Annotated in this window: 26 protein-coding genes; 12 read left to right on the top strand and 14 right to left on the bottom strand. The window is 64.1% G+C overall.

Annotation, left to right across the window (positions count from 1 at the left end; translation table 11 throughout):
- Positions 1-21: 21 nt before the first annotated feature.
- The 4 genes from Q0025_RS09190 to glpX all read left to right on the top strand — a co-directional run bounded on the left by Q0025_RS09190 (position 22) and on the right by glpX (position 3,367).
- Complete coding sequence (locus tag Q0025_RS09190) at positions 22-420, top strand: heme-binding protein (protein WP_297298229.1); 399 nt, start codon at positions 22-24, stop codon at positions 418-420.
- A gap of 115 nt (positions 421-535) precedes the next feature.
- On the top strand, positions 536-967 hold the full coding sequence (locus Q0025_RS09185; protein WP_297298227.1) for a dihydrofolate reductase: 432 nt from the start codon (positions 536-538) through the stop codon (positions 965-967).
- 73 nt (positions 968-1,040) lie between these two features.
- On the top strand, positions 1,041-2,345 hold the full coding sequence (locus Q0025_RS09180; protein ID WP_297298225.1) for a homoserine dehydrogenase: 1,305 nt from the start codon (positions 1,041-1,043) through the stop codon (positions 2,343-2,345).
- An 8-nt stretch (positions 2,346-2,353) separates the two neighbouring features.
- Positions 2,354-3,367, top strand: a complete 1,014-nt coding sequence (gene glpX / locus Q0025_RS09175) for a class II fructose-bisphosphatase (protein ID WP_297298223.1) — start codon at positions 2,354-2,356, stop codon at positions 3,365-3,367.
- Position 3,368: 1 nt separating this feature from the next.
- Here the strand turns inward: glpX and Q0025_RS09170 are convergent, their stop codons facing one another.
- The 10 genes from Q0025_RS09170 to Q0025_RS09125 form a co-directional block, all read right to left on the bottom strand.
- The gene (locus Q0025_RS09170) at positions 3,369-3,812 is read right to left on the bottom strand and encodes a hypothetical protein (protein WP_297298221.1); all 444 of its coding nucleotides are present in this window, start codon (positions 3,810-3,812) and stop codon (positions 3,369-3,371) included.
- Positions 3,813-3,967: 155 nt separating this feature from the next.
- Complete coding sequence (locus tag Q0025_RS09165; protein ID WP_297298219.1) at positions 3,968-4,270, bottom strand: GlsB/YeaQ/YmgE family stress response membrane protein; 303 nt, start codon at positions 4,268-4,270, stop codon at positions 3,968-3,970.
- A 93-nt stretch (positions 4,271-4,363) separates the two neighbouring features.
- Positions 4,364-5,596 (bottom strand): gephyrin-like molybdotransferase Glp, encoded by a 1,233-nt coding sequence (gene glp, locus Q0025_RS09160; RefSeq protein WP_297298217.1) that lies wholly within the window; start codon positions 5,594-5,596, stop codon positions 4,364-4,366.
- Positions 5,583-6,080 (bottom strand): cyclic pyranopterin monophosphate synthase MoaC, encoded by a 498-nt coding sequence (gene moaC, locus Q0025_RS09155; protein WP_297298215.1) that lies wholly within the window; start codon positions 6,078-6,080, stop codon positions 5,583-5,585. Before moaC ends, glp begins: the two co-directional genes overlap by 14 nt.
- Positions 6,081-6,917: an indole-3-glycerol phosphate synthase TrpC gene (trpC, locus tag Q0025_RS09150; RefSeq protein WP_297298213.1), complete on the bottom strand. Its 837-nt coding sequence runs from the start codon at positions 6,915-6,917 to the stop codon at positions 6,081-6,083.
- 75 nt (positions 6,918-6,992) lie between these two features.
- Positions 6,993-8,021: an anthranilate phosphoribosyltransferase gene (trpD, locus tag Q0025_RS09145; protein WP_297298211.1), complete on the bottom strand. Its 1,029-nt coding sequence runs from the start codon at positions 8,019-8,021 to the stop codon at positions 6,993-6,995.
- A gap of 340 nt (positions 8,022-8,361) precedes the next feature.
- Complete coding sequence (locus tag Q0025_RS09140; RefSeq protein WP_297298209.1) at positions 8,362-8,961, bottom strand: aminodeoxychorismate/anthranilate synthase component II; 600 nt, start codon at positions 8,959-8,961, stop codon at positions 8,362-8,364.
- 31 nt (positions 8,962-8,992) lie between these two features.
- Complete coding sequence (locus tag Q0025_RS09135; RefSeq protein ID WP_297298207.1) at positions 8,993-9,997, bottom strand: aldo/keto reductase; 1,005 nt, start codon at positions 9,995-9,997, stop codon at positions 8,993-8,995.
- Positions 9,998-10,139: 142 nt separating this feature from the next.
- Positions 10,140-11,651 carry an anthranilate synthase component I gene (trpE, locus tag Q0025_RS09130; protein ID WP_297298206.1) on the bottom strand — a complete coding sequence of 504 codons (1,512 nt, stop codon included), beginning with the start codon at positions 11,649-11,651 and terminating at the stop codon, positions 10,140-10,142.
- Positions 11,652-11,654: 3 nt separating this feature from the next.
- The gene (locus Q0025_RS09125) at positions 11,655-13,583 is read right to left on the bottom strand and encodes a peptidylprolyl isomerase (RefSeq protein WP_297298204.1); all 1,929 of its coding nucleotides are present in this window, start codon (positions 13,581-13,583) and stop codon (positions 11,655-11,657) included.
- A 164-nt stretch (positions 13,584-13,747) separates the two neighbouring features.
- Here Q0025_RS09125 and tpiA point away from each other — a divergent pair, with 164 nt between their 5' ends.
- The 4 genes from tpiA (at position 13,748) to Q0025_RS09105 (ending at position 17,015) form a co-directional block, all read left to right on the top strand.
- Entirely contained in the window at positions 13,748-14,512 is a 765-nt protein-coding gene (gene tpiA, locus Q0025_RS09120) for a triose-phosphate isomerase (RefSeq protein WP_297298202.1), read from the top strand.
- A gap of 123 nt (positions 14,513-14,635) precedes the next feature.
- Positions 14,636-15,025, top strand: coding sequence for a preprotein translocase subunit SecG (gene secG, locus Q0025_RS09115; protein WP_297298200.1), 390 nt, complete (start codon positions 14,636-14,638; stop codon positions 15,023-15,025).
- Positions 15,022-15,315 carry an HdeA/HdeB family chaperone gene (locus Q0025_RS09110; RefSeq protein WP_297298198.1) on the top strand — a complete coding sequence of 98 codons (294 nt, stop codon included), beginning with the start codon at positions 15,022-15,024 and terminating at the stop codon, positions 15,313-15,315. Before secG ends, Q0025_RS09110 begins: the two co-directional genes overlap by 4 nt.
- A gap of 71 nt (positions 15,316-15,386) precedes the next feature.
- Positions 15,387-17,015, top strand: a complete 1,629-nt coding sequence (locus tag Q0025_RS09105) for a CTP synthase (RefSeq protein ID WP_297298196.1) — start codon at positions 15,387-15,389, stop codon at positions 17,013-17,015.
- Positions 17,016-17,021: 6 nt separating this feature from the next.
- On the opposite strand, the gene Q0025_RS09100 is transcribed toward Q0025_RS09105, so the two are convergent.
- Both Q0025_RS09100 and Q0025_RS09095 read right to left on the bottom strand, forming a co-directional pair.
- A complete protein-coding gene (locus Q0025_RS09100) occupies positions 17,022-17,885 on the bottom strand; it encodes a sigma-70 family RNA polymerase sigma factor (RefSeq protein WP_297298194.1) in 864 nt (287 codons plus the stop codon).
- Entirely contained in the window at positions 17,882-18,340 is a 459-nt protein-coding gene (locus tag Q0025_RS09095) for a carboxymuconolactone decarboxylase family protein (protein ID WP_297298192.1), read from the bottom strand. The genes Q0025_RS09100 and Q0025_RS09095 overlap by 4 nt, the downstream gene beginning before the upstream one ends.
- 190 nt (positions 18,341-18,530) lie before the next feature.
- Between Q0025_RS09095 and Q0025_RS09090 the strand changes: the two genes are divergently transcribed.
- Positions 18,531-18,872, top strand: coding sequence for a hypothetical protein (locus Q0025_RS09090; protein WP_297298190.1), 342 nt, complete (start codon positions 18,531-18,533; stop codon positions 18,870-18,872).
- A 4-nt stretch (positions 18,873-18,876) separates the two neighbouring features.
- On the opposite strand, the gene queF is transcribed toward Q0025_RS09090, so the two are convergent.
- Positions 18,877-19,326, bottom strand: coding sequence for a preQ(1) synthase (gene queF / locus Q0025_RS09085; protein WP_297298188.1), 450 nt, complete (start codon positions 19,324-19,326; stop codon positions 18,877-18,879).
- A 39-nt stretch (positions 19,327-19,365) separates the two neighbouring features.
- Positions 19,366-19,806, bottom strand: coding sequence for a MarR family winged helix-turn-helix transcriptional regulator (locus tag Q0025_RS09080; RefSeq protein ID WP_297298186.1), 441 nt, complete (start codon positions 19,804-19,806; stop codon positions 19,366-19,368).
- A 239-nt stretch (positions 19,807-20,045) separates the two neighbouring features.
- On the opposite strand from Q0025_RS09080, the gene Q0025_RS09075 reads away from it, so the two are divergent.
- From Q0025_RS09075 to Q0025_RS09065, 3 genes are all read left to right on the top strand, one after another.
- The gene (locus tag Q0025_RS09075; protein WP_297298184.1) at positions 20,046-20,972 is read left to right on the top strand and encodes a ketopantoate reductase family protein; all 927 of its coding nucleotides are present in this window, start codon (positions 20,046-20,048) and stop codon (positions 20,970-20,972) included.
- Positions 20,973-21,008: 36 nt separating this feature from the next.
- A complete protein-coding gene (locus Q0025_RS09070; protein ID WP_297298183.1) occupies positions 21,009-21,389 on the top strand; it encodes a tautomerase family protein in 381 nt (126 codons plus the stop codon).
- A gap of 25 nt (positions 21,390-21,414) precedes the next feature.
- Positions 21,415-22,419: aldo/keto reductase (locus tag Q0025_RS09065; RefSeq protein WP_297298280.1), on the top strand; the 1,005-nt coding region annotated here is incomplete at its 3' end.

The raw sequence follows: 22,419 nt of genomic DNA, 5'->3' as shown, positions 1-22,419 counted from the left end.
CCTCCCGTAGGAGAACCTTGCATGATTACGAGTGAAAAGGCCCATCGCGTCATCGCCGCCGGCGAAGCCAAGGCAAAGGAAATCGGCCAGCCGATGAACATTGCGGTCGTCGATGCCGGTACCAATCTGAAGGCTTTCACGCGTATGGACGGTGCCTGGCTCGGCAGCATCGATATCGCCATCAACAAGGCTTTCACCGCCAAAGCCTTCGATCTTTCGACGAAAGAACTCGGCGAGAACAGCCAGCCGGGCGATCAGTTCTACGGCATCGACGTCTCCAATCACGGCCGGGTCATGATTTTCGCCGGCGGCGTGCCGTTGAAGGTTGACGGCAAGATCGTCGGTGCCGTCGGAGTCAGCGGCGGCAGCGGCGTGCAGGATCAAGCCGTCGCCGAGGCCGCGGCGGCCGTCTGCAAGTAAAAATTTCGCCAAATTCCCGAGAGGTGCGGCGGAGCGTTCGCCGCGCCTCTTTATCGCCCGCATGAAGCCGCTTTACCCGCGCGCATGAGACGCTAAAAGCGGGCAGGAGATCTTCATGCAAACCACCGACGTCCGCGCCGTTATCGCCATCGGTCTCAGCGGCCAATTCGGCCTTCATGGCCGCTTGCCCTGGGAGGGCAACAAACACCGCGCATTTGTCGACGATGTCACGCGCTTCTTCGAATTGACGCGCGGCCACGTCCTCATCATGGGCCACCGCACCCACATCTCGGTGCCGGATTTCGCCTTCAAGGACCGCGATATCGTCAAAATCCGCTCCTCCGAGAAGCCGGAGGAGGTGCTGGCGCGCTTCCCGGGCCGGGTGGTCTTCATCGGCGGCGGCCCGCCGGTCTATGCCGCCTATGCGCCGTTTATCCGCCATTGGGACATCAATCGGCTGCCTTACGACGGCGACGCCGACCGCTGGTTCGATCCGGCCTGGCTGATCGCCGGCGGTCATCGGGCTAAGCCCCCGGGGCTTTGTTGATCGCCCCGCCGAAATGGGGCAGAACGCGCAGCGAATTGGGCCGGCAACCTCCGGCGATTGAGCGGATTTTTCGATGTCGTCTCCCTTGCGCCTCGGTGTCGCCGGTCTCGGCACCGTGGGCGGCGCGCTTCTCAAGCTCCTCGACCGCCAGGCGGCTGCCTTGGCGGCGCGGACCGGCCGCGAGATCGCCGTGGTCGCCGTCTCCGCCCAGAATCGCGGCAAGGTCCGCGATCTCGATCCCGCCCGGTTCGATTGGGCCAGCGATCCGGTGGCCTTGGCCGCATCGCCGGACATCGATGTCTTTGTCGAACTGATCGGCGGCGCGGATGGCGTCGCCCGCGCCGCGGTCGAGACCGCCTTGCAGGAGGGCAAATCCGTCGTCACGGCGAACAAGGCGCTCCTCGCCAAGCACGGCCTGCATCTTGCTAGGCTTGCCGAGGCGAAGGGCGTGGCGCTCGGCTTCGAGGCGTCGGTCGCGGGCGGCATTCCGATCGTCAAGACCTTGCGCGACAGCCTCGCCGGCAATCGGGTTTCGCGCGTCTACGGCATTCTGAACGGCACCTGTAATTACATCCTGTCGCGCATGGAGGCGGAGCAACTTTCCTTTGGCCAATGTCTCGCCGAAGCGCAGAAGCTTGGCTACGCCGAGGCCGACCCATCCTTCGATATCGGCGGCTACGATACGGCGCATAAGCTCGCGATCCTCACTGCACTCGCCTTCGGCACCGAAATCGCCGCCGATGCCATCGCGGTCGAAGGCATCGAGCACATAACATTGGCCGATATTTCCGCCGCCGCGGAGCTTGGCTATCGCATCAAATTGCTCGGCGTCGCCGAGCGCACGGCGGCAGGCATCGAGCAACGGGTGCATCCGACCATGGTGCCGCGCTCTTCCGCGATCGCGCAGGTGATGGGCGTCACCAATGCGGTGACGATCGACGCCGATGCGGTGCAGGAGCTGACGTTGGTGGGGCCCGGCGCGGGCGGGGCGGCGACGGCCTCCGCAGTTGTTGCCGACATCGCCGACGTTGCGCGCGGGCTGAAAGCGCCGCCCTTCGGTCTGCCGCTGAAATCCTTGGCGCCGCTGCATCGCGCGCCGCTGCAGACGCATGAGGGCGGCTATTACATCCGGCTCTCGGTCTATGACCGCTCGGGTGCGGCGGCGGCGATTGCGGCCCGCATGGCCGAGCGCGCCATTTCGCTTGAAAGCATCGTCCAGCGCCGCCGTCCCGGCGAGCTGAAAGGCGCGAGCGCCGTGCCGGTCGTCCTCATTACCCATGCGACCTCGGAAAAGCTCATCGGCGAAGCCTTGAAGGCCGTACTCGCCGACGGCTTCATCGCCGAGCCGCCGCAAGTCATCCGCATCGAGCGCGAATAGGAGTGTCCGTGACCGATCTCGTCGTCAAGAGCCAGGATATCATCGATCGAATCCTGACCCTCGAACTCGTCCGCGTCACCGAGCGCGCCGCCGTCGCCGCCGCCCATTGGCGCGGCCGCGGCAACGAGAAGGCGGCGGACCAAGCGGCCGTCGATGCGATGCGACGCGAATTGCATCGCCTGCCGATCGAGGGCACCGTCGTGATTGGCGAGGGCGAGCGCGACGAGGCGCCGATGCTTTATATCGGCGAGAAGCTCGGCACCGGCTTCAGCCCAGCTGTCGATATTGCCGTCGATCCGCTCGAAGGCACGACGCTTTGCGCGCATGACATGCCGGGCTCGATCGCCGTGATGGCGATGGCGACCGGCGGCGGCCTGCTGCACGCGCCGGACGTCTATATGGAGAAGATCGCCGTCGGCCCGGGCTATCCGCAAGGCATCGTCGATCTCGATCAGAGCGTCGAAGAGAACGTTGCCGCCCTGGCGAAGGCCAAGGGCGTCGCGCCGAAAGAAATTTCCGTGCTCTTGCTCGACCGGCCGCGGCATAAGGCCATTCTCGAGGCTTGCCGGGCCATCGGCTGTCCCGTACGGCTGATCCCCGATGGAGACGTCGCCGGCGTGATCTTCACCACGCGGCCCGAAGACACCGGCATTGACCTTTATCTCGGCATCGGCGGCGCGCCCGAGGGCGTGCTCGCCGCGGGCGCCTTGCGCTGCGTCGGCGGCCAGATGCAGGGCAGGCTGATTCTCGACACGGAAGAAAAGGTCGAGCGCGCCGCCCGCATGGGCGTCAGCGATCCGCGCCGCAAATATCAACTCGATGAGCTCGCCGCCGGCGATGTGATCGTCTCGCTCACCGGCGTGACGGACGGCGCTCTCGTATCCGGGGTCGCCTTCGACAAGGATGCGATCCGCACCGAGACTTTAATTTATCGCTCGACGACGGGCACGGTGCGCCGGATTGCGGCAGAACATCGCCAGAAGGCGGCCTGGGACCATAAGGGCGGCGCCGCGAGCCTCTGATTTACGGGCAGAGCTTGACGCCGATGGCGGTGGCTTGCTGCCAGGTCATTTTCGTGAAGCTTGTCTTCTGCAGCGCATGATGCGCGGCGATCCAGCGCCGGACATTGGCCGGATAATAGCTCTCCGCGTAATTGTTCAGATAGGCGGGCGCGAGCTTGCCGTCGATCGTCGCGCCGTGGAAATAAAGCACCGCACCCTGACTGACGCAGGCGCCGGCGATGCCGAGCAGCAATGTGCAGGACGAAAAGCATTCGAGCGGCAGCCGGTAGAGATAATCGTTGCGGTGCTTTTCGACGAATTCGATGCGCTTCAGCAGGTTGCCCCCGTTGTCCTGCTCGACGAGATCGGGCAGGCGGTTGGCCGAGCGATCAAGCAGGCCCGCGGCTTGCGCCGTGGCGCTTTGCAGGGCCAGTGCCGCGAGAATTGCCACAAGCTTTTGCCGCATCGCTCTCCTCAATCTGCCGAATACCTATTTCAGCAGATTCGGCAAGCAATGTCCGCGCCTATCCTGCGAGGCAGGGAAAGTCCACAAGTCTCGGTGCCGGATGCGCCGATCGATTCCTGTTTCTGCGTTCGGGATGCTGTTGTTTGATCCTGATCTTAGAGCCAGCGGCGCGGCCCCTCGGCGCTCGGGCCGACGTCGCCCGTCTTGCCAGCGATCAGCCGCCAGATCAGCAGGATGACGACGGCACCGATTGTCGCGCCGATCAGGCCGGCGCCCTGGTCGAGACGATACCAGCCGATCGATTGGCCGATGAACGTCGCCACAAACGCACCAGCGATGCCGAGCAGAACCGTAAGAACGAAGCCGCTTGGATTGTTCGGGGCCGGGGAGAACCAGCGCGCCAGCATGCCCGCGACAAAGCCGATGACAATGATCCAGATGATGTGGCCCATGATCATTTCTCCCCAGTCTTAGCTCGACTCGTCGGCCAGCCTTGAGGCGAGCTTAGGCGGGCTCTTGACCCTGTCAATCCAGCCGGTGGGGCGAGGACGTTAACCCGGCGCCGGCGACAGTTTGATGATTCGGCACAGATCGCCGGCCGCGGCCGCGGGTGCATGCGGCGGACGCACCAAAAGGCATTGCGATTGCGCGAAGATGCGCAGCAGCGAGGAATCCTGCAGATCATGCGGCGTCGCCACGGGCAGCCCATCGCCGCTGCGGCTCAGCTCGGCGCGCAGATAATCTTCACGCTGTCCATTCGCCGGCACCGCGCGACCAAGCACCGCCGGTTCGGTTGGATCATCGCCTGCATGCGGATCGCCGCTCAAGGCGCGCAGCAGAGGAACGAGGAAGAGCAGGGCGCAAACGACCGACGAGGCGGGGTTGCCCGGCAGGCCGAGGATCAGCATGTCGCCGAGACGCCCGTGAATCAGCGGCTTACCCGGCCGCATGGCGATCCGCCAAAAGCCGAGTTCCATGCCTTCTTTCGCCAGCGCCGAACGGACAAGATCATGCTTGCCGACCGAGGCGCCGCCCAGCGTCACGAGGACGTCGGCTTCAGCCTTGCGGGCGGCGCGTACCGCCTTTTCGAGCGCCGCGAAATCGTCGCTGGCAATGCCGAGATCGATCGGTTCGCCGCCGCTTTGGCGCACATAGGCGGCGATGGCGAAGGAATTCGATGCGACGATCTGATCGGCGCCGACGGCTTCGCCTGGCTGCACCAATTCGTCGCCCGTGGCGAGAATCGCGACGCGCGGTTTGCGAACCACCGCGATTTCGGCATGGCCGCTCGCTGCCGCCAGCGCAATATCGACGGGGCCGAGCCGCGTGCCGGCGGGCAGAAGGCTCTCGCCCGCCGTGAAATCGATGCCGACGCTGCGGATGTGCCGCCCTTCGACGACCGCGCGCATCGCCGTCAGGCTTTCGCCCGCGAGCGTCGCGTCTTCCTGCATCAGAACCGCATCGGCGCCCTGCGGCACCGGCGCGCCGGTGAAGATGCGTACCGCCTCGCCGCGCCGAATGAGGCCGGCAAAACCGTGGCCCGCGGCACTCTCGCCGATCACCTTGAGCTGTGCAGGCAATGTTGCGAGATCGGCGGCCCGCAGCGCGAAGCCGTCCATCGCGGAGGCGGGGAACGGCGGCTGTGTGCGCTGCGCAACGAGCGGCGCAGCGAGCGTGCGCGCGAGGGCCTCGCTGAGCGGCACGCGTTCGCTGCCGCGCGGTTCGCTGCCGGCGAGAACCCGGGCCCGCGCCTCGGCCACAGACAGGAGATCAAGGGCGTTCATGTCGCTCATCACCACGTCGAAAGGTGCCGGATTTGCCGCCGGACTTTTCGACGAGCGCGATGCCCTCGATCCGCATGGCGCGATCCACCGCCTTCAACATGTCGTAAATCGTGAGGCAGGCGACGGAGACTGCGGTCAAGGCCTCCATTTCCACGCCGGTCTGGCCGCTGACCTTCGCCTCGGCCACGACGCGCAGGCCGGGCAGGGCTGGATCCGCCTGGATGTCGACGGTCGCTTTGGTCAGAGCCAGCGGATGGCAAAGCGGAATGAGCTCGGCCGTCTTCTTCGCCGCCATTAGGCCGGCGATCCGCGCCGCGGCGAAGACGTCGCCTTTTTTTGCATTGCCGGCGAGCGCGAGATCGAGCGTCTCGCGGCGCATCACGACCGAGCCTTCGGCACGGGCGATGCGATCGGTGGCGGGCTTCTCCGAAACATCGACCATCTGCGCCTGGCCGGTTTCGGCAAGATGGCTGAGCTTGGCCATTCAGCCGTGTGCCTTGTGCGCGAGCGCGGCGTGACGTTCGCTGTCGTCGCCGCAGAGCAAAAGATGCGTCGCAGCGGTCACATCGGCCTGCCGCATGAGGCTTTCGCCGACGAGAAAACAATCAATTCCGGATTTATGCAGGCGCAGACAATCGTCATGCGTCGCGATTCCGCTCTCGGCGACGACGATCCGATCGGTCGGAATCTTTCCCGCCAGCCGCTCGCAGGTCTCGAGCTTGGTCTCAAAGGTGCGCAGATCGCGGTTGTTGATGCCGACAAGCCGGCTCTCAAGTTCGAGCGCGCGATCGAGTTCGGCCTCATCATGCACTTCGACCAGAACGTCGAGCCGCAGATCATGCGCGGTCTTGTTGATCTTTTTGGCTTCTTCATCGCTCACGCAGGCCATGATGATCAAAATGCAATCGGCGCCGTAGGCGCGCGCCTCATAGACCTGGTAGGGATCGAAAAGGAAATCCTTGCGCAGCGCCGGCAGGCGGACGGCTTTGCGGGCTGTTTCGAGATAATCGAGCGCGCCCTGAAAGGAGGGCGTATCGGTGAGCACGGAGAGGCAGGCTGCGCCGCCTTGTTCATAGGCCTTGGCGAGCGATGGCGGATCGAAATCGGCGCGGATCAGGCCCTTCGACGGGCTCGCTTTCTTGACCTCGGCGATGAGGGCGAAACGGCCTTCGGCGAGCTTGGTTTCAATGGCATGGGCGAAGCCGCGCGGCGGATCGTGATTTTCGATCCGGCGTTCTAGCGTCGACAGCGGCATGCGCAATTTGGCTTCCGCGATTTCCTTGCGTTTATAGGCTTCGATCTGCTTCAGAATGTCGGCCATGGGCACCCTCAACCGCCCCCGTGGGCACTCTGCCACGAAGCGGCGTCAAGGCAAAATAGCAAGCCTTGCTTGATGTCAAATCCCTTTGGCGCTGGCGTGCGAGGCCTTGATCAGGCGCGCGAGCACGTCCGCGGCGCGGCCGGCATCGAGCGCGGCCGCCGCCTGCGCCGCGCCGTCACGCAGATCGGCGGCTTTTTCGGCGACGACGAGCGCGGCTGCGGCATTGAGGACTGCAATATCGCGATAGGCATTGCGCGCTCCGTGCAGGACGCTGTTCAGCGCCGCGGCATTATGCGCGGCATCGCCGCCTTTAAGATCGGCGAGGCTCGCCGGCTTCAATCCGGCATCTTCCGGATTGATGACGAAGGAGCGGATCGCGCCGTTTTCCAACGCCGTCACATAGGTCGGGCCGGTCGTCGTCGCTTCGTCGAGGCCGTCGGCGCCGTGCACCAGCCAGACGCGTTCGGCGCCGAGGTTGCGCAGAACCTCCGCCAAGGGCTCCAGCCATTCTTTGGCGAAGACGCCCAGCAACTGGCGCTTCACCCGTGCCGGATTGGCAAGCGGGCCGAGCAGGTTGAACAGAGTGCGGGTGCCGAGCTCGCTGCGAATTTGCGCAACGTTGCGCATGGCGGAATGATGCACTGGCGCGGTCATGAAGCCGATGCCGGCTTCGTCGAGGCAATGGGCGACTTCTTCCGGCGACAGGCCGATCTTGACGCCGAGCGCGGTCAGGACGTCGCTCGACCCGGATTTCGACGAGGCGGCGCGATTGCCGTGCTTGGCGACCGGCACGCCGCACGCCGCGACGATCAGAGCCGTGAGGGTCGAGACATTATAGGTGCCATGGCCGTCGCCGCCCGTGCCGACGATGTCGATGGCATCGGCCGGCGCCGTAACCGGCAGCATTTTCGCCCGCATGGCGGCAACCGCGCCGGTGATTTCTTCGACGGTTTCGCCGCGCACGCGCAGGCCCATTAGGAAGGCGCCGGTCTGTGCCGGCGTCACCGTGCCGCCGAGCAGCAGATTGAAAGCATGCTCCGCCTCGCCGCGGCTGAGGCTCGCGCCGGCTGCAATTTTCGCGATCAGAGGCTTGAAGGCGTCCATGGCGTCTCATTGCTCTGCTCTGCGCGCAAGCGCAAGGCTTTAGGCGACGCCTCGCTCGCGTTTCCTGCGATCTCGGCAGCCGGCCGGTCGCGATGGTCCAGTCGAGTGAAGGCCGCGATGGCGCGGCGGTCGGCAGAACGCGATCGGCGCTATCAGGCTCGAAAAGCGGCCGCGCAGCCGGCGGACGACTGCCGTTAGAGCGTGCTGCCATCCACGAGTCGGTGACGTGAGCTTCCGCGCGGATGCGAGCACCCGGACAGGCCGATCGGCGCCAGATAATGCGCGCGCCATGTCAGGATTGTGAAAGCGGCGCGGCGCTGAGTTTAGAATTTCAAGCTGGTCAGACGGCCTTGCGGGCTTTGTTCCATTCCTGTGCGAGTTCGAGGAAATTCGCCAGAATGCGGTGGCCGTGCTCGGATTCGATGCTTTCGGGGTGGAACTGCACGCCATGCACCGGCCGGCTCCTGTGCGAAAGCGCCATGACGAGGCCATCCGTCTCGGCGGTGATCTTCAGCACGTCGGGGAGGGTCTCCCGCTTGACGACGAGCGAATGATAGCGCGTCGCCCGGAACGGCCCGTTGATGCCGCGGAAAATCGTTTCGGCTTTGTGGCTGATCTCCGACATCTTGCCGTGGACGGGCACCGGCGCACGCACGACGTTGCCACCGAAGACTTCGCCGATCGCCTGATGACCGAGGCAGACGCCGAAGATCGGGATATCGGCGCTGGCGGCCTTGACGAGATCGAGACAGATGCCCGCTTCGTGCGGCGTGCAGGGGCCAGGGGAGAGCACGATCGCATCGGGCTTGGCCGCGATCACCTCGGCGACGCTGACCGTGTCATTGCGATGCACTTTTACCTCGGCGCCGAGTTCGCCGAGGTAATGCACCAGATTGAAGGTGAAGCTGTCGTAATTGTCGATCAGGGTAACGCTGGGCATAGCAGCCTTTTGAGCCGCGCGCGCCAGGAGGTCAAGCCGCCTGGCGCGCCGGCGGGGCCATGAATTCCGGCCCGACCGGATCCTTGATGTTTTCGGCGAGGATCTTGTCGATCGCGGCCAGCGCCGCTTGATCGAGCGTCCAGCCGGAAATCTCCGATACGGGATCGAGCTGGCTCGGCCGGCGTGCGCCCCAAAGCGCAATGCTCAAGGGCTGACGGTCGAGCACCCAGCGCACAGCCAGATCGAGCACGCTCTTGCCGTAGTTCTTCTCGGCGAAGGCCGCGAGCGCCGCGACCGCGGCGAGATATTGCTGGAAACGCGGCGGCTTGAACTTGGGATCGTTGCGGCGCAGATCGTCGCCGGTAAAGGTCGAGCTCGTGGTGATCTTGCCGGTCAGGAGTCCGCGGCAGAGCGGGCCATAGGCCAGTGTCGCCATGCCGTGCTTGGCCGCATAGGGCAGAACATCCGTCTCCGCGCCGCGCTCGAAGAGATTGTGGGGCGGCTGGATCGTGTGCAGCGGCGCGACGGCGCGAAAAGCTTCCATCTGCGCGACATTGAAATTGCTGACGCCGATGGCGCGGATTTTGCCGGCTTCGAAGAGCTTGCCGAGCGTCTCGGCGGTCTCGGCGACCGGTGTCGTCGGGTCCGGCCAATGCACCTGATAGATGTCGATCACGTCGGTCTGCAGACGGCGCAGCGAATCCTCGACCTCTTTTTCGATGCGCGCCTTGCTGGCATTGCGAAAAACCTTGCCGTCCTTCCAGTCGAGCGCGACCTTGGTGGCGATAATCGTCTTCTGGCGGCGGCCGCCTTCAGCCAGCGCACGGCCGACGATCTCTTCCGAATGGCCGAAGCCATAGACGGGTGCGGTGTCGACGATATTGATGCCGCGGTCGATCGCGCTCTGAATGGTGCGGATCGACTCAGCGTCATCGCTGCCGCCCCACATCCAGCCGCCAATCGCCCAGGTGCCGAGCGCCACGCGCGTCGGCTTAAGGCCCGTGCCGGGAATGGTGATGGTTTCGAGCTGCGACATGCTGATCCTCTCCTGCCTGATTCTCTTGCGGGGCTCGGACCTGATATCGGATGCGGAACGATGGTTGCGAGCGCGGCGCGCGGAATTGCGCAAGATCAAACATGCAGCGGAAATTTTCCGCGCAAGTTCCGGCAAGCGGAACCTATTGCCCCCGCTTCGCCCGCGCTGCGAAGCGCACTGCCTCTTCCGCCGCGCGAAACAGCGCTTGCGCCTTATTGACGGTCTCGCGCCGTTCGTAGGCGGGATCGGAATCATAGACGATGCCGGCGCCGGCCTGCACATGCATCTTGCCGTCCTTCACCACCGATGTGCGCAGAATGATGCAGGTGTCCATATCGCCATGCGCGCCGAAATAGCCGATGCAGCCGGCATAGATGCCGCGTTTGTCGGTTTCCAGCTCGTCGATGATTTCCATCGCCCGCACCTTCGGCGCACCGGAGACAGTGCCGGCCGGGAAGCCGGCGGACAGCGCATCGATGACGTCGTGGGACGGATCGAGCCTGCCTTCGACATTCGAGACGATGTGCATCACATGGCTGTAGCGCTCGATGGCGAACCGCTCGGTCACCTCGACGCTGCCAATTCTGGCGACACGGCCGACGTCATTGCGGCCGAGATCGAGCAGCATCAGATGTTCTGCGCGTTCTTTCTCGTCGGCCAGAAGATCCTCGGCGAGACGCAAATCCTCCGCCACGGTCTTGCCGCGCCAGCGCGTGCCCGCGATCGGCCGGATCGTGACTTTGCCGTCGCGGACCCGGACGAGAATCTCGGGACTCGAACAGACGATCTGAAAATCGCCGAAGTCGAGATAGCAAAGGAACGGCGCCGGGTTGACGCGCCGGAGCGCACGGTAGAGCGCGAAAGCGGGCAGGGTAAAGGGCGCCGTGAAGCGTTGCGACAGCACGACCTGAAAAACATCCCCGGCGCGGACATAGTCCTTGGCCTTTTCGACCATGGCGTGAAAACGCGCCTCGGACGTATTCGAGACTGGCGTCGCCGCCGCCGCGTCGCTTCCAAAGTCGGCATGCGGCAGCGGCGCCTCCAGTGTCGCAACGATCGCTTCGATCCGCTCGACGCCCTTTTCGTAGGCGACCTTGGCCGAGAGGCCGGCCGCCGGCCGCACCGGCGTCACGATAGAAATCTCGTCCGTGACGCTGTCGAAGACGACCATCACCGTCGGCCGCAACATGATCGCGTCGGGTACTCCGATCGGATCGGGTTTCGCCGGCGCCAGCCGCTCCATCTGCCGCACCATATCGTAACCGAGATAGCCGAAGACGCCGGCAGCCATTGGCGGCAGGCCCTCCGTCGCATCGATTCGCGATTCAGCGATGAGCGCGCGCAGCGCGTCGAGCGGCGCCGCCTTGCAAGGCACAAAGGCGGTGAGGTCGCATAGCGCCTCACGATTGATTTCGGAACGCTCGCCGGTGCAACGCCAGATGATGTCCGGATCGAGGCCGATCATCGAATAGCGGTCGCGCGTGCCGCCGCCCTCGACCGATTCAAGCAGAAACAGACGGCCCTTTCGGGAGGCCGACAATTTGAGAAAGGCCGAGACCAGGGTCTCGAGATCGCCGACGAGCCGCGTCGTAAGCAGCGCCGGCGCGCCCGTCGCGTAAGTCGCGGCAAAGACGTCGTAAGCTGGCGTGATCATGGGCTATTGCTGATCGGGTGCGGCGCCGGACACGGCCTGCCAGGCTTGCGGATTGATCCGCGTGCCGAGCCTGGTTTCGAGCTCGGTCACGAATTGCGCCGTCATGTCATCGTTAAGCGCCGTCTTCATCTGATCGACGACGTTGCGGAAATCGAATCGCTTGACGTTCAGCGGCGGTACGCTGGCACTCGCGACCCTGAAGACGATCCGTCCGCCGCCCTGCGCTTCGGCGGAGCCGGCCTTGCCGACGGCACGGTTGAAGACCTCGTCGAGCAGGCTGCTCGACAAGCCCTGCGGGTCCGAACGTTTGATCTTGTCGATGTTTTTGACCGGCAAATTGCCCTGTGCGGCCGCGATTGCGGTCAGCGGCGTCCCTGAATCGAGCTTCTTGACGAGGTCGACGGCCTTGTCGACAAGCCGGCGATCGGTCTCGTCGGCCGTCCAGTCCTGCGTGACGCGTGCCTTGACTTCGTCGAAGCTCTGGTTGCGCGCCGGATCGATGTTGAGAACGTCAAACCAGATCGCGCCGCCGTCCTTCATAGTGATCGGGTCGTTGTCGACGCCGATGTCGGAGGCGAAGACGGCTTTCAACAGCGCCTTCGGATCGCCGAGGTCGGCCACCGTACGGCCGCCCTTGTCGCGGCCTTCAGCGTCAAGTGCCGGAACGGTGCGTGCCGCGAGGCCGACGGCCTTGGCCGAATCGGCAACGGATTTCCCGGACGCGCGCTGATCCTCGATCGCGTCGTGAATCTTGCCGAGGTCCTTGCGCGCGCGCGCCAGCGCGAGTTCCTGCGCGATCGAATCCTTCACCGCAATCAGCGGGATGACGATCTTGGGAATGATCTTCTGCACGCGCAGGATCGCCCAGCCGAAGTCGGTCTTGATGGGCTTGGTTACGCCGCCGGCCGCCGGCACCGCAAAGACGGCGGCGGCGACAGCCTTATCGACGAGGCTCGTCTCGGTGACAGTCCCGAGGTCTGTATCCTTGGGTGTGAGCTTGCGTTCGGCGATGAGGGCGTCGAAGGTTTCGCCACCGCTGAGTTTGGCCGCCGCGGCTTGCGCCGATTTTTCGTCGGGGAGGACGATCTGCTGGATCTGCCGCTGTTCGGCCTGGGTATAATGCGCCGCTTTGACTTCGTTGTAGTGTTTCTCGATCTCGGCCTCGGTGATCGGATGCGCGGCATTCTCGGCGTCGGCCAGGGTCGTCGGAGTCAAAACGAGCAGGCTAACCTTGCGGTATTCGGGCTGCCGGTAAAGCTCGCGGTGCGATTCGAAGTAACTCTTGAGCTGGGCTTCGGTCGGCGCCGGCACGGCGCCCGCGGCTGATTTCGGCAGGACGATGTAATCGATGGCGCGCGTCTCGTTATAATAACGATTGATGATCTCGAGCATCGCTCGCGGGGCCGCGAGGCCGTCGGTCAAGGCCGAGACAATGTCCTGGCGCAGGGCTGCCGCGCGGGTCGCCCGGATATAGCCCTGCTCGGTCAGGCCATTGTCTTCAAGGCGCGATTCAAACATCTGCCGGTTGAACCGGCCGTCGGGCCCCTTAAAAGAATCGTCCTGCATGATCTGGCGGGCGATGACGCTGTCCGGCAACGCAAGACCCAGGCGATGCGCTTCCTGGTCGAGCGCCGTGTCGCTGAGAAGCCGGCTGAGAACCTGCCGATCGAGGCCGCGTTCGTGCGCCTCCTCGCTGCTGATCGCCCGACGCTCCTGCTCTTGCATCTGCAACAATTGCGTCTGGTAGGCGTTGCGGAATTGATCAGGCGTGATCTCGACCGAACCGACGCGCGCCAAAGTGTTCGCACCGAAGCCGCGGAAAATGTCGGCAATCCCCCAGAAGCCAAAGGCGATGATCAAGAAACCCATCACAATGGTCATGATCGTGCGGCCGATCCATGTCTGGGTGGAGGCGCGCAAAGCATCGAGCATATTTTTGAATCTCCGGCCAACCGGGGGTCGATTGGGCGCCGGACTATAGGGAGGCGCTCGCGGGCTGGCAATGCGCGCAAAGAGCGGTTCCGGCCCCTGCCGGATCAACAGATTTTGCCGTTCCGGCGGGGAGTGCTAGGGCCTAACGAAACGCGGGGCAAAGAATGTCGGGCAGATCGCGGCCGCTGGTCGCCGGGAATTGGAAGATGAACGGGCTCAGCGCCGATCTCGGCGAGGTCGCGGCGATTCGCGACGCCGTTGCCGCGGGTGGCGCGGGGGTTGCGGACGTCGTCGTCTGCCCGCCGGCGACATTGATCGCCGCGGCGGCGGCGCTTTGTTCCGGCTCGGCGATCGCCATCGGCGCGCAGGATTGCCATTCCGAGCGCTGCGGCGCCCATACCGGGGACCTATCCGCGCCAATGCTGCGCGACGCCGGCGCGACCTATGTCATCGTCGGCCATTCCGAGCGCCGCCTCGAACATGGCGAAACGGACGCGATCGTCTCGGCCAAGGCGGCGGCGGCGCTCGACGCCGGATTGAACGTGATCCTCTGCGTCGGCGAGACCGAGGCGGAGCGCAGCGCGGGCCAGGCTTTGACGCGGGTGGCCGCGCAACTTGAGAAATCGCTGCCGCAGGTGGCCCGCCTCGGGGAGCTCGTCATTGCCTATGAGCCGGTCTGGGCGATCGGCACGGGAGTCACGCCGACGCCGGGGGATGTCGCCGAGATGCATCTGTTTCTGCGCCAGCGGCTGGCAGCGCGCCTGCCTGGCGATGCGGTGCGCATCCTTTATGGCGGCTCGGTCAAGCCCGCCAATGCGACCGAACTGCTGCATCTGCCGGCCGTTGATGGAGCGCTCGTCGGCGGCGCCAGCTTGAAAGCGGCCGAATTCCTCGCGATCGCCGCCGCTTATCGTGAGCCAACTAATTGATTCCAAAATGTTTATGCTTCCAGCGCAGTTTCTGTGATGGAAATTGCGCTAGCCAGACGACGGGACCCGGTATAAGAGCGGGCAACCCGAAATTTTCGCCGCGCCGATAGGCTTTCCGCACCGATGCAAACCGTTCTGATCGTCATCCACATCATGGTCGTCCTCGCGCTGATCGCGACCGTTCTTTTGCAGCGTTCGGAGGGCGGCGCGCTCGGCATCGGCGGGGGTGGCGGCTTTATGACCGGGCGTGGCCAGGCCAATGTGCTGACGCGGGCCACATCCATCCTGGCGGCCCTGTTTTTCGCGACGAGCCTTGGCCTCACGCTGCTTGCCAATGCCGAGCGCTCGAACAAATCGATCTTCGAAGGCGCCGTGGCGCCGGCGAGCGCCCCTGGCGCCCCGGCCGCGCAAGGGACGGTTCTGCAGCAGCTCCAGAAAGAGCAGCAGCAACGCGCCATGCAGCCGCATGCGCCCGGACCGCCCGCGCAGCCGGAGCCGCCGCGTTCGCAATGATCGGGCGGGCGGTACTCGCCCTGATCGTACTCGCGGCCGCCGCGTCGCCGGCCGGCGCTGCGTCGGTCAATCTCAACACCGCGACATGCCGGGATTTTCTGACCGCGAGCCCGGTTGTGGTGGCGACCACCCTCGCTTGGCTCGCGGGCTATTATCAAGACGAAGACGCGCAACCGGTGATCGATTTTGACGGCCTCAAGACAAGCGCCGCCAAATTGAAATCGTTTTGCGCGGCTCATCCCGACGAGACGGTCGGTGCGGCGGCCGAAAGCCTGTTCGGCCGCGAGTAGATACGGCTTAATGTGGACGGCCGATAAAAAAGCTCCCCAAACGCAATAAAACAGGATATTCACCGAGGCCCATGGCGCGGTACATTTTCATCACCGGCGGCGTGGTCTCTTCCCTCGGTAAAGGGCTTGCGTCGGCGGCTCTCGGGGCTTTGCTTCAGGCTCGCGGCTATACGGTCCGGCTCAGGAAGCTCGATCCTTATCTCAACATCGATCCGGGGACGATGTCCCCCTATCAGCACGGCGAAGTCTTCGTCACCGACGACGGCGCCGAGACCGATCTCGATCTCGGCCACTATGAGCGCTTCACCGGCCGCGCCGCGGTGCGCGACGACAATATCACCACGGGCCGCATCTATCAGGAGATCATCACCAAGGAGCGGCGCGGCGACTATCTCGGCGCCACCGTTCAGGTGATTCCGCACGTGACCAACGAGATCAAGGATTTCATCCTGCGCGGCAATGAGGGCGCCGATTTCGTGCTGGTCGAGATCGGCGGCACCGTCGGCGATATCGAAAGCCTGCCGTTTCTCGAAGCGATCCGCCAACTCGGCAACGACCTGCCGCGCGGCCACGCGATCTATATCCATCTGACGCTGATGCCCTACATTCCGAGCGCCGGCGAATTGAAGACCAAGCCGACGCAGCATTCGGTCAAGGAGCTGCGCTCGATCGGCATCCAGCCGCAGATCATCCTTTGCCGTACGGACCGCGAAATCCCGCGCGAGGAGCGGCGCAAGATCGGCCTCTTCTGCAATGTCCGCGAAAGCGCGGTGATCGAGGCGCGCGATGTCGAGTCCGTCTATGACGTGCCGCGTGCTTATCATGCGGCGGGCCTCGACCGAGAGGTGCTTGCCGCCTTCGGCATCGAGCCGGCGCCGAAGCCGGACATGAGCCGCTGGAATGCGGTGACCGAACGCATTCACAATCCCGAAGGCGAAGTGACGATCGCCATCGTCGGCAAATATACGGGCATGAAGGATGCCTATAAGTCGCTGATCGAGGCGCTCGCCCATGGCGGCATGGCCAATCGCGTCAAAGTGCAGCTCGACTGGATCGAATCCGAGGTCTTTGAAGGTTCGGACCCCGCGCCGCGGCTCGAACATGTCGACGGCATTCTGGTGCCGGGCGGCTTCGGCCAACGCGGCGCCGAGGGCAAAATTCTCGCGGCCCGCTTCGCCCGCGAACGCAAGGTGCCCTATTTCGGCATCTGCTTCGGCATGCAGATGGCGGTGATCGAGGCGGCGCGCGCGCTCGCCGGGATCGCCGATGCCAATTCGACCGAGTTCGGCCCGACCAAAGATCCCGTCGTCGGCCTGATGACCGAATGGATGCGCGGCAATGAATTGCAAATGCGCGCGGCCGAAGGCGACCTCGGCGGCACGATGCGGCTCGGCGCCTATTCCGCCTATCTCAAGCCCGGCTCGAAGATCGCCGGCATCTACGAGGCGACCGAAATTTCCGAGCGCCACCGGCATCGCTACGAGGTCAATATGACCTATCGCGAGCAGCTCGAAGACAAGGGCATGATCTTCGCCGGATTGTCGCCGGACGGCTTGCTGCCGGAAACGATTGAGCTTGCCAACCATCCCTGGTTCATCGGCGTGCAATATCACCCAGAATTGAAATCGCGGCCCTTCGAGCCGCATCCGCTCTTTGCGAGTTTTGTCGCCGCCGCGATCGAGCAAAGCCGGCTCGTTTAGCGCGTCTCAATGCAGATGCCGCAATTTGTCCGGATTGCGCGTGACATAGACCGCCACGACCTTGCCGTCGGCAATGTCGAGCGCGGTCGTCTGCAAAACATCGTCCTGCTCGACCGTGACGAATCCCGGCAGGCCGTTGATGAAGCCGTAGCGCACGAGGCGCGACATATGCGCGGCGAACCTTTGCGCCAGCGCCGTTTGCAGACGCATGACATCATCGAGACCGGTGACCGGCCGCAGCGCCGCCGGCACCTTGCCGCCGCCATCGGAATAGATGGTCACATCTTTTGCCAGGAGCGTTTGCAATTGCCGCATGTCGCCGCTGCGCGAAGCGGCGAAAAAGGCCGCGGCAATCTCGAGCCCGTGTTCCTTATCGACCGGAAAGCGCGGTCGCGCCGCGCGCACGTGCGTGCGGGCGCGGCTTGCAAGCTGGCGGCAAGCCTCGGGCGCACGGCCGATCGTCGCTGCGATCTCGTCGAAGCCGAGGCCGAACACGTCGTGGAGAAGGAAGGCGGCGCGCTCGAGCGGCGAGAGGCGCTCGAGGGTCAACATCAGCGGCAGAGTGACATCATCGATTTCGTCGTCGTCCGTCGCGACGATCGGGTCCGGCAGCCAAGGCCCGATATAAGTCTCGCGCCGATGCCGCGCCGATTTCAACTGATCGAGGCAGAGCCGGGTCACGACGCGGCGCAGATAGGCTTCCGGCTCGCGCACGGCGCTGCGGTCGGTGGCAAGCCAGCGCAAAAACGCCTCTTGCACGGCATCCTCCGCTTCGGCGACGGAGCCAAGCATCCGATAGGCAATGCGGATCAACTTCGGCCGCAGCGGCGCGAAACGCGCCGCTGCGTCCTCGCTGCCAGCGTCGCTCACGCCGCGCGCCGCGCTTCGACCGCGGGGACGGCGCGAAAGCCGACCTGAATCCGGTTCCAGCCGTTAATCGCCACGATGAGCAGGGTAAGCGCCACCTGTTCGGGTTCCGAGAATTGCGCCTGCAGCGCCACATAGGTCTCGTCCGGCGCGTGCGTCTCGGCAAGCTGCGTCAACGCTTCGGTCCAGGCGAGCGCGGCGCGTTCGCGGGCGGTATAGAGCGGCGACTCGCGCCAGGCGGCGAGCAGGTAAAGCCGCTCCTCCGTCTCGCCCGCCTTGCGCGCCGCCGCGGCATGCATGTTGAGACAAAAGGCGCAGCCATTGATCTGCGAAGCCCGAATTTTGACGAGCTCCATCAGGCTCGGCTCCAGGCCGGCTTTCAAGGTCGATTGGCTGTACTCAAGCCAGGCCTGCATCAGCGTCGGGGCGGCGGCGAAAGCGTTAAGTCTTTCCTTCATCATCGTCTCCTATTTGCGTTCGCAAAGACTTGACGAACTGAGAACGCAAACGTGACACGCGGCGCCGAAAAATATGATCGGCCCGAGGGTGCGCCCGGGGCCTGTCGGCTGGTTTTGCTGTTTTCGATGCCTACATGGTAGATTGCCGGTCGAGGTCGCGGTTTGAGCCGTGCGGAGAAAGGTCATTCTAATGAAAATCTTAACTACCGCGCTGATCACTTCGGCGCTGGCTTTCGCCGGGGCGCCGGTGCAGGCCGCAACCCATTACGTCCACCACCACCACGTCCATGTGGTGCATCATTATTACCATCATCATTATTACTATGCGGGCGGTGGCGTCAGCTATTACCCAGGCGCGCCCGGCTATGGACCGCCGCCAGCCTATCCGCCCTATTACGGGCCTAATTATTATGGGCCTGGTGTTTACGCGCCCGGCTATTTCTATTTCGCGCCCGGCGAATATCTGGGAAATCGCAATACGCTCAAAGCGTTGATCGACAGCGAATGGGATCCGCCCTTTTCCGGCCGTTGAGGCTTTAGCCGCGCCCGCGATAGGGCGCGACGCCCTGGTCCGGTACCCAGACGCCCACCGGTAGCTTGCCGCTCTGCCAGAACACATCGATCGGCATGCCGCCGCGCGGATAGAAATAGCCGCCGATGCGCAGCCAGCGCGGCTTGAGCAGGCCGATAAGATCCTTGCCGATCCGTACGGTGCAATCCTCGTGGAAGGCGCCGTGATTGCGAAACGCGCCGAGATAGAGCTTCAGCGATTTCGATTCGACCAGCCAGCGGTCCGGCACATAGTCGATGACGAGATGGGCGAAATCCGGCTGCCCGGTCACCGGGCATAGCGAGGTGAATTCCGGTGCGGTGAAGCGGGCGACGTAATCCGCATCGGGATGCGGATTGGGGACGCGGTCGAGCTTTGCGTCGGCGGGCGAGGCGGGCAGGGCGGCCTTGCGGCCGAGGGAGGGCTTTTTGCTCATGGGCGCTTATAGCCCGGGTCGTTGCGGCCGGCCATCAGCTTAAGCCTCGCCGAGATCGGCGGCCGCGACATCGCGCAAGATGGCACGCAGCTCGCTGGCACGCTTGGCGCCAAAGGCCTTTTCGAACTGACGTTGGGCTTCGCGCCAGCCGTCGTGCGCACGCTTCATCCTTTCGCGCCCCGTCGCGGTCAGGCTGATCTCCTTGCTGCGGCGATCCTTGGCGTTTCGGGCGATCGCGATCAAGCCTTCGCGCTCAAGCGGCAAGATGTTGCGGCCAAGCGTCGTGCGGTCCATCACCATGGCTTGTGCCAAGGCATGGATGGTGCTCGGCCCGGCATGACTGAGCCAGGCAAGGATTGAATATTGTGTCGTTCGCAGCGACGCCGGCGCCAGAAAGCGGTCGTAGAATTGGGTGATGCGGCGGGCCGCCTGCCGCGTCGCAAGGCAGTTGCAGGCCGACGCGGCCTGGTCGAAAGGCATCGCATATCCTCAGCGGCTGTTCATCGGCTCTGCAAAGCATCAGCGCGAGCGCATATCATGCAATCTTTTCGCGGGCAGAGCACCGATGCGAAAAACCCAAACACGTCTTCGCGTCCCTGCCTGTGACATAAGAGCATATGCTCGTATGTCAACGGAGTGTGATCGCGGCCGGTTAGCACAGCCGTGCAAAACCGCTTAAGGAAAAACCGGCAAACGGAAATGGCCGCGGAGGGGAATTGATGCGGATACTTGTGGTGGGGGCGGGTGCGCTGGGCGGCTATTTCGGTGGCCGGCTTCTCGCGGCGGACAGAGACGTGACTTTTCTGGTCCGGCCGCACCGGGCGGCCCTGCTGGCCCAAAACGGCCTCGAGATCATCAGCCTCAAAGGCAATTTGCAGATCGCCGATCCGCCGATCGTGACGGCCGACAAACTCGCGCAACATTATGATGCCGTGCTTTTGAGCTGCAAAGCTTTCGATCTCACCGATGCGATCAGATCCTTCGCTCCGGCCGTCGGCCCGCAGACCATGATCCTGCCGCTCCTCAACGGCATGTTGCATCTTGACATCCTGGCGTCGCATTTCGGGGCCGAGCATGTGCTCGGCGGGCTCAGCAAGATTTCGGCGACGCTCGACGAAGCGGGGCGGATTCACCACCTCAGCACCTTCCACTCGATCAGTTTCGGCGAGCAGGACGGCGCCCGCACGGCGCGCATCGAAGCGCTCGACAGCACGCTCTCCGCCGCCGGATTCGATGCGCATCCGAGCGACAAGATCCTTGCCGAGATGTGGAACAAATGGGTGTTCATCGCCGCCGCGGCGAGCCTCGGCAGCCTGATGCGCGCGGCGGTCGGCGATCTCGTCGCCGCCGGCGCTGCTTCCTATGCGACCGCACTTCTCAAGGAATGTGCGGCGATCGCGGCGCGCCATGATTTCCCGCAGCAAGCCGAAAGCATGCGGTTCGGCGAAAACATGCTGACCGAGGCGGGCTCGACCTTCAAGCCCTCGATGTTGCGCGACATCGAGCGCGGACAGCGCACCGAGGCGCATCATATCATCGGCGACCTGTTGCGCCGGGGCGGCGACCTACCGACGCCGATCCTGCAAATCGCCGATATGCATCTGAGAGTCTACGAGACGCGCCGCGCGCGCGAAGCTGACGCTTAAGGTCAAATTCGGGTTCAGACTTAGGAGGAGACTTCGATGCCTCTCGTTCGAGTCGATCTGTTGCGTGGCAAGCCGGCCGAATATCGCCGCAAGGCCGGCGAAGTCATCTACGAAGCCATGCGCTCGACGATCAATGTGCCGGAGAGCGACCATTTCCAGATCCTCACCGAACATGAGCCCGGCGATCTTGTTTTCAGCCCGGATTATGTCGGTATCCGTCGCACCGACGATTGTGTCTTCATCCAGGTCGTTCTCAACGAAGGCCGGACCCTCGACCAGAAGCGTGCATTCTACCAGGCGATCGCTGACGGGCTTCACGAGCGGCTTGGTCTGCGGCGGGAAGACGTCTTCATCGTTCTCGTCGAAGTGAAGAAGGAGAACTGGTCTTTCGGCAATGGCGAAGCCACATATGCGTGACTCTATCCAGGCATATGGGGGGATGATGGAATATCGGCAGCTAGGCCATTCGGGGTTCAAGGTCCCGGTCTTGAGCTTCGGCACAGGCACCTTCGGCGGCAAGGGCGAACTCTTCGCCGCCTGGGGTTCGAGCGACGTCAAGGAGGCGACGCGCCTCATCGACATCTGCCTCGATGCGGGCCTCAATCTCTTCGACAGCGCCGATATTTATTCCGCCGGTGCGGCGGAAGAAGTTCTCGGCGCAGCGATCAAGGGGCGCCGCAATCAGGTGCTGATCTCCACCAAAGCGACGTTCCGGTCCGGCCAAGGGCCCAACGATGTCGGCTCCTCCCGCTTCCATCTTAGCCAGGCGATCGAAGGCTCGCTAAAACGCCTGCAGACGGACCATATCGATCTTTTCCAATTGCACGGCTTCGACGCGGTGACGCCGATCGAAGAAGTGCTATCGACGCTCGACGTTTTCATCCGCGCCGGCAAGATCCGCTATATCGGCTGCTCGAACTTCTCCGGCTGGCATTTGATGAAGTCGCTGGCGATCGCCGAGCGCTACAACCTGCCGCGCCATGTTGCGCATCAGGCCTATTATTCGCTGATCGGCCGCGAATATGAGTGGGAGCTCATGCCGCTCGGCCTCGACCAGAACGTCGGCGCGGTGGTCTGGAGCCCGCTCGGCTGGGGCCGGCTCACCGGCAAGATCCGCCGCGGCCAGCCGCTGCCGCAGACGAGCCGTTTGCACAAGACGGCGGAGATGGGGCCGCCTGTCGAGGACGAATACCTCTTTAAAGTCGTCGATGCGCTCGACGCCGTCGCCAAGGAGACCGGCAAGAGCATCCCGCAGATCGCCTTGAATTGGCTGCTCCAGCGTCCGACCGTCGCGACCGTCATCATCGGCGCCCGCAACGAGGAGCAGTTGAAGCAGAACCTCGGTGCGGTCGGCTGGTCGCTGACGCCCGAGCAGATCAAGGCGCTCGATGCGGCAAGCGAGCGGCCGCTGACCTATCCCTATTGGCATCAGCGTGCCGTCTTCACC

Origin of the sequence: uncultured Methylovirgula sp., from assembly GCF_947646745.1 — a bacterium.
Classification (GTDB): Bacteria; Pseudomonadota; Alphaproteobacteria; order Rhizobiales; family Beijerinckiaceae; genus Methylovirgula.
Note: the sequence above shows the minus strand (reverse complement) of the source record. Positions and strands in the feature narration are given on the sequence as shown.